6 protein-coding genes and 1 pseudogene are annotated in these 6,307 nt (G+C 39.0%); 4 read left to right on the forward strand and 3 right to left on the reverse strand.

Going from position 1 to position 6,307, the window contains the following annotated elements:
- Position 1: 1 nt before the first annotated feature.
- The 3 genes from ACFILT_RS03970 to xth form a co-directional block, all read right to left on the reverse strand.
- Entirely contained in the window at positions 2-754 is a 753-nt protein-coding gene (locus ACFILT_RS03970; RefSeq protein WP_375632624.1) for an amino acid ABC transporter permease, read from the reverse strand.
- A 141-nt stretch (positions 755-895) separates the two neighbouring features.
- Positions 896-1,801 carry a transporter substrate-binding domain-containing protein gene (locus ACFILT_RS03975; protein ID WP_375678919.1) on the reverse strand — a complete coding sequence of 302 codons (906 nt, stop codon included), beginning with the start codon at positions 1,799-1,801 and terminating at the stop codon, positions 896-898.
- A gap of 123 nt (positions 1,802-1,924) precedes the next feature.
- Positions 1,925-2,707 carry an exodeoxyribonuclease III gene (gene xth, locus ACFILT_RS03980; RefSeq protein ID WP_375628902.1) on the reverse strand — a complete coding sequence of 261 codons (783 nt, stop codon included), beginning with the start codon at positions 2,705-2,707 and terminating at the stop codon, positions 1,925-1,927.
- 488 nt (positions 2,708-3,195) lie between these two features.
- On the opposite strand from xth, the gene rpsL reads away from it, so the two are divergent.
- From rpsL to ACFILT_RS04000, 4 genes and pseudogenes are all read left to right on the forward strand, one after another.
- Positions 3,196-3,567 (forward strand): 30S ribosomal protein S12, encoded by a 372-nt coding sequence (gene rpsL, locus ACFILT_RS03985; protein ID WP_005773262.1) that lies wholly within the window; start codon positions 3,196-3,198, stop codon positions 3,565-3,567.
- Positions 3,568-3,585: 18 nt separating this feature from the next.
- Positions 3,586-4,056, forward strand: a complete 471-nt coding sequence (gene rpsG, locus ACFILT_RS03990; RefSeq protein ID WP_015856589.1) for a 30S ribosomal protein S7 — start codon at positions 3,586-3,588, stop codon at positions 4,054-4,056.
- Positions 4,057-4,080: 24 nt separating this feature from the next.
- Complete coding sequence (fusA, locus tag ACFILT_RS03995; RefSeq protein WP_375678921.1) at positions 4,081-6,165, forward strand: elongation factor G; 2,085 nt, start codon at positions 4,081-4,083, stop codon at positions 6,163-6,165.
- A 62-nt stretch (positions 6,166-6,227) separates the two neighbouring features.
- Positions 6,228-6,307: pseudogene (locus tag ACFILT_RS04000) on the forward strand (elongation factor Tu); the annotation flags it as partial.

A 6,307-nucleotide genomic window follows, 5' to 3' on the forward strand; every position in this document is an offset into this window, starting at 1 on the left:
TTCAATTTCCCTTTGTTTGAAAATTAGGAATTTTGAGTATTTGTTCAATGACTGTCATCACAATGAATACGAATAAGGCTATTAGAATATAAAGAGCCGTAACAAGTAAATAATTTTCGTAAACATGGCTTACCTCTTCAATTGCTTGGTATTGAAATTGCATGAGCTCATTTATTGAAACGGCGAATGCTATAGACGAATTTTTCACAATGCCCATTGCTTCTGAAGTAAGAGGTGGCATAATTGCACGTATAGCACGTGGTAATATAATATAGCGATAACTTTGATAAGTTGTAAACCCCATTGCCATAGCAGCATAGCGTTGTCCAGAAGGAATCGCTTCAATACCTGAACGAACCTGTTCAGCAATGCGTGCAGATGTAAAGAATCCCAATGCGCATGTTATTAAGAGAATGGGGGAAAATTTCATCGCTGGTGGATAAATCTTTGGAACAACAAAATACCACAAAAACACTTGTACAAGGAGGGGAATATTACGCATAATCTCTACCCAAATAGTACCAATAGTGCGAAATATATAATTGATTATGGATGTTTTGGGTAAAGTGCGCATTGTTCCTATAATAACACCACACAATACAGCTAATATAAGTGAAGTGATAGACAATATAATTGTATTTTTTAAGCCATCGAGAAGTGTATCTAAATAGGTATGACTTACGCCGGGAGTTCCCAAGCATCCTGTTACCAATGTTTGAGTAAGGTCATCTCTACAAAGGAAAGAAAAGTCCATTAATTGATATTCCCTCAAATTAGTCATTCACAAATAGGACAATAAACCACGCGCATCTACATAGTCCAGATTTATTAAAAAGTGAATTAAAATATAAACCACACTCAATTTCAAAAGAGTGTGGTTCTTCTTTATTAAATTCTATAAATCTTTTTCTGCGTAGCTTTCTCGAGGCTTATTATTTGGGTGATCCCAAGCATATCTTGTTTGTTTTGACAAGGGAAGGTTCATAACAGTGTTAGCAGGTGGGATCGGTTTCATAAACCACTTATTATAAAGCTTTTCCAGTGATTCATCTTTAATCTGACGTACGATACTATCGTTGATTGTTTGTTCAAATTTTTTGTCATTTAATCTGAGCATACAGGCAATAGGTTCGACTGAAAGTACAGTATCAAGAATGACATAATCAGATGGATTCTTTGATTTAGCAATATGTCCAGCAAGAATTGAAGCGTCCATGACAAAAGCATCTGCCTTACCAGATTCTAATAATAAAAAACTATCTCCGTGATCTTTCCCCTTTAAAACTTTAAACTGAATGTTTTTTGCACGTTTATTTTTACGAATAAGTTGAACAGATGTTGTACCGGTGGTCGTTGCAACTGTTTTTCCATTTAAATCCTCAAGAGATTTAATGTTAGAGTTTTTCTTTACAGCAATCCGAACCTCTTCAATGTATGTCGTATAAGCAAATGCTGCTTCTTTACTGCGGGCAATATCATGTGTTGTTGAGCCGCACTCAAAATCATAGGTTTTATTTTTTAAGAGAGGAATTCTATTTTGAGAAGTGATGGGAAGATAATGAATTTTAATTGGTTTACCAATTTTTTTTGAGATATCATCAATGATCCGTTCTGCCATTTCTGTATGAAAACCTACATATTTATTATTACCAAGGGCGTAGGCTAAACCAGATGATTCACGGACACCTAAAGTAATTTCCCCTGTTCGTTTTATTTTTTCAAGAGTATCATGTTCAGCATGCGCGAAACTTGGGAATCCAATGGCCGTTGCTGCAATAAGCATTAATAATGATTTCTTCATTTATGTCCTCCATTCATTTGTTTTTATTTTATTTGCTTAAGATATACTGTTTATATGCTGTAGCATAGTTATTATTTTGAGTGGAATTTTTTTGTTGTCTCATGAAATGAGGATTTTACTTTCTTAATTGATATTAAGGTGAATCCAAACAGGAACGTGGTCGGATGGTTTTTGATATCCCCTTACTTCTGTTTGGCTATGAGCGCAAATTAGTTGATCAACAGCTTCTGGTGATAATAATAAATGATCAATGCGAATCCCATTATTCTTAGGCCAAGCACCTGCCTGAAAATCCCAAAAACTGAAGGAGGGAGTATCGGTGACATTCCGGATAGCATCATAAAAACCTAAATGAAGAATACGTTGGAATGCTTTTCTTGTTTCTTGAAGAAATAAGGCATCTTGATACCATTCTTGAGGTTTTTTTGCATCTAATGGAGTGGGGATGACATTATAATCACCTGCTAGAATAAGAGGTTCTTCATACGCAAGCAATGATTTTGCATGTGTATATAATCTTTCCATCCATTCTATCTTATAGGAATATTTTTCACTCTCAATAGGATTCCCATTTGGCAAATAGAGAGATGCAACACGAACAACACCTTTGTTTGTTGAATAAACAGCTTCAATGTAACGTGTTTGTTTATCATTATCATTGCCTGGTAATCGACGGATCACTTCATCTGGTGTTTTTTTAGAGAGAATCGCAACGCCATTAAAACTTTTTTGTCCGTGTGTTTCTATATGGTAACCTAAATTTTCAATTGTATCGCGTGGAAAATTTTCATCAATACTTTTAATTTCCTGTAAACAGACTATGTCCGGTTGGCTTTGCTGCAACCATTGACATAATGTTTCATGTCGCGCTTTTATTCCAGCAATATTCCACGTTGCTATTTTCATGGTGCTCATCATTAGATATCAAATATGCAATTCAATTTACTGCTATGTTTTACTACAGTCAGATCGCTGTTTTTTTGTTTATAGGGGATATTACTATGGTAAATTAATTTATCAAGAGTAGCGGTAAAAGCAAATTTAAAGCTTTAAAATTTAATTTATTTTCATTTTTAAAAACTTTCTGCTGTTTAGTCCTTGACGAATGTACGTGTTCTCGCTATTAGAAATGAACATAACCGATGTGGATGTAATTAGGTGTTTTGGATATGAGCCGGAAAATTATTCACAGGTGTTAAGAAGATTAAAAGCAAATGCTAGTGCAAAAGGCTATTGCCTTCTCTGCTTATGGTCGGGTAAACTGTTTTGTACAGGTGTGCCCGATTTTGTGTGTAGACTTAGATATCTGCTCCGATTTTGTTGGGGTGGATAGAAATGAAAATGGAAAAGCCCGATTGGGTGAGACGAATGTAGATCGAAAAGAGGAAGGTTGCATGCCTACCGTAAACCAGTTGATTCGCAAGCCGCGTGTGGCGCCAGTTAAACGTAATAAGGTTCCTGCTCTGCAGTCGAATCCGCAGAAGCGTGGTGTTTGTACGCGTGTTTATACAACAACACCGAAGAAACCTAATTCTGCTCTTCGTAAAGTTGCTAAAATTCGCTTGACGAATGGATTTGAGGTGATTGGTTATATTCCTGGAGAGGGACATAATCTTCAAGAGCACTCTGTTGTAATGATTCGTGGTGGTCGTGTGAAAGATTTGCCAGGAGTTCGTTATCACATTATTCGTGGTTTGCTTGATACGCAAGGTGTCAAGAATCGTAAACAGCGTCGTTCAAAGTATGGCGCAAAGCGTCCAAAATAATATTGAGAGACAAAGCCAATGTCCCGTCGTCATAGAGCAGAAAAGCGTGAGATTAATCCAGATCCAAAATTTGGTGATTTGGTTATTATGAAATTTATGAATGCCATTATGTTTGATGGTAAAAAATCAGTTGCAGAGCGTATTGTTTATGGTGCGCTCGATTCTGTGGAAAAAAGAGTAAAAACAGATCCTGTGGCTCTATTTCATCGAGCTTTAGAGAATGTTGCTCCTCACATTGAGGTTCGTTCACGTCGTGTTGGTGGTGCTACTTATCAAGTTCCGATTGATGTTCGTCCTGATCGTCGTCAGGCTCTTGCTATTCGTTGGTTGATTGCGGCGGCACGAGGTCGAAATGAAACGACGATGATTGAGCGTTTATCTGGTGAATTGATGGATGCGGCTAATAATCGTGGTTCTGCCGTGAAAAAGCGTGAAGATGTTCATCGTATGGCTGAAGCTAATCGTGCTTTTTCTCACTATCGCTGGTAGAACTTTTAAACTAAGGCAAATATAATGGCTCGCGAATATAAAATTGAAGATTATCGTAATTTTGGTATTATGGCGCATATTGATGCTGGTAAGACTACGATGACTGAACGTATTCTGTTCTATACCGGTAAGAATCATAAAATTGGCGAGACCCATGATGGTGCTTCTACAATGGATTGGATGGAGCAGGAGCAGGAGCGCGGTATTACGATTACGTCTGCTGCGACAACGACATTTTGGGAAGGGCAAGACGGTCGGAAGCGTCGCTTTAATATTATTGATACGCCAGGGCACGTTGATTTTACGATTGAAGTTGAGCGCTCTTTGCGTGTTCTTGATGGTGCAATAGCCTTGTTGGATGCAAATGCTGGTGTGGAGCCTCAGACGGAAACTGTTTGGCGGCAAGCTGAGAAGTATCGCGTGCCTCGTATGGTTTTTGTTAATAAAATGGACAAAATAGGAGCTGACTTCTATCGTAGTGTGGAGATGGTTGGTTCTCGGTTAGGTGCTAAAGCGCTTGTTTTGCAGTTGCCGATTGGTGCTGAAAATGACTTTGAAGGTGTTGTTGATCTTGTAGAAATGAAGGCTTTAAAGTGGGATGGTTCTATTGGTTCCTCGGCGGTAATAAGTGAAATTCCCTCTGATTTAAAGGAAAAAGCTGAAGAATATCGCGAGAAATTGATTGAGATGGCTGTGGAGGTTGATGAAGCTGCGACAGAGGCTTATTTGGAAGGTGTTATGCCAACCAACGAGCAGCTTGTTTCTCTCATTCGTAGGGGGACAGTAGAAGTTCAGTTTCATCCGGTTCTTTGTGGTACGGCTTTTAAAAACAAGGGGGTGCAGCCACTTTTGGATGCTGTTGTTTCCTATCTTCCTTCTCCAGTTGATATTCCGGCGATTAAGGGTATTGATGTAAAGACTGAGGCTGAGACGATACGCGAATCTTCTGATGATGCTCCGTTATCTATGCTTGCTTTTAAAATTATGAATGATCCCTTTGTTGGTTCATTGACGTTTTGTCGTATTTACTCAGGTAAAGTTCAGAAAGGTATTTCTCTTGAGAATACTGTGAAAAAGAAGAAAGAGCGTTTGGGGCGTATGCTTCAAATGCATTCAAATTCTCGTGAGGATATTGAAGAAGCTTTTGCTGGTGATATTGTTGCTCTTGCAGGACTTAAGGAGACGACAACAGGGGATACTCTTTGTGATCCCTTGAAGCCTGTTATTTTGGAGAGAATGGAATTTCCAGAGCCTGTTATTGAGATTGCAATTGAGCCGAAAACAAAAGCAGATCAAGAAAAAATGGGTATTGCTCTTAACCGTCTAGCGGCCGAAGATCCTTCATTCCGTGTTAAATCGGATGAGGAATCTGGTCAGACTATTATAGCTGGAATGGGTGAGCTTCATCTTGATATTATTGTTGACCGTATGCGGCGTGAGTTTAAGGTTGAAGCAAATGTTGGGCAGCCTCAAGTTGCTTATCGTGAGTCAATTACTAAAATGGCGGAAATTGATTATACGCATAAGAAACAATCGGGTGGTGCAGGTCAATTTGCTCGTGTGAAAATTGTTTTTGAGCCTCATGATGGTGATGACTTTATTTTTGAGTCAAAGATTGTTGGTGGTGCTGTTCCTAAAGAATATATTCCCGGTGTCCAAAAAGGGATTGAGAGTGTTATGGGGTCAGGTCCTCTTGCGGGCTTTCCTATGCTTGGTGTAAAAGCGACTCTCATTGATGGTGGCTATCACGATGTTGATTCTTCGGTTTTGGCTTTTGAGATTGCTGCTCGTGCGGCTTTTCGTGATGGGGCAAAGAAGGCTGGTGCACAGCTTCTTGAACCGATCATGAAGGTGGAAGTTGTTACACCAGATGATTATGTTGGTGATGTTATTGGTGATCTCAATTCTCGTCGGGGACAGATTTCAGGAACTGAAGCGCGCGGCATTGCAACGGTTGTGAATGCAATGGTTCCTTTGGCAAATATGTTTGGTTATGTGAATACTCTTCGCTCTATGAGTCAGGGGCGTGCGCAGTATACAATGCAGTTTGATCATTACGAGCCTGTGCCTTCAGCTGTTGCTTTGGAGATTCAAAAGAAATACGCGTAATTTCAGGTTGGTAATTAATTTTTAACTTAGTCCTTGGCTTGGACGGAAAATGGAGAGCTCAAATGGCGAAGAGCAAGTTTGAACGAACAAAACCGCATGTTAATATTGGTACGATTGGTCACGTTGATCATGGGAAGACCTC

This window comes from Bartonella sp. AP7XZML (assembly GCF_042195745.1).
In the GTDB taxonomy this organism is placed as follows: Bacteria; Pseudomonadota; Alphaproteobacteria; order Rhizobiales; family Rhizobiaceae; genus Bartonella.

What these genes read in the sequence shown, in the direction of transcription:
- ACFILT_RS03970 (WP_375632624.1), bottom strand. Translation starts at nt 754, where the DNA reads ATGGACTTTTCTTTCCTTTGTAGAGATGACCTTACTCAAACATTGGTA.
- ACFILT_RS03975 (WP_375678919.1), bottom strand. Translation starts at nt 1,801, where the DNA reads ATGAAGAAATCATTATTAATGCTTATTGCAGCAACGGCCATTGGATTC.
- xth (WP_375628902.1), bottom strand. Translation starts at nt 2,707, where the DNA reads ATGAAAATAGCAACGTGGAATATTGCTGGAATAAAAGCGCGACATGAA.
- rpsL (WP_005773262.1), top strand. Translation starts at nt 3,196, where the DNA reads ATGCCTACCGTAAACCAGTTGATTCGCAAGCCGCGTGTGGCGCCAGTT.
- rpsG (WP_015856589.1), top strand. Translation starts at nt 3,586, where the DNA reads ATGTCCCGTCGTCATAGAGCAGAAAAGCGTGAGATTAATCCAGATCCA.
- fusA (WP_375678921.1), top strand. Translation starts at nt 4,081, where the DNA reads ATGGCTCGCGAATATAAAATTGAAGATTATCGTAATTTTGGTATTATG.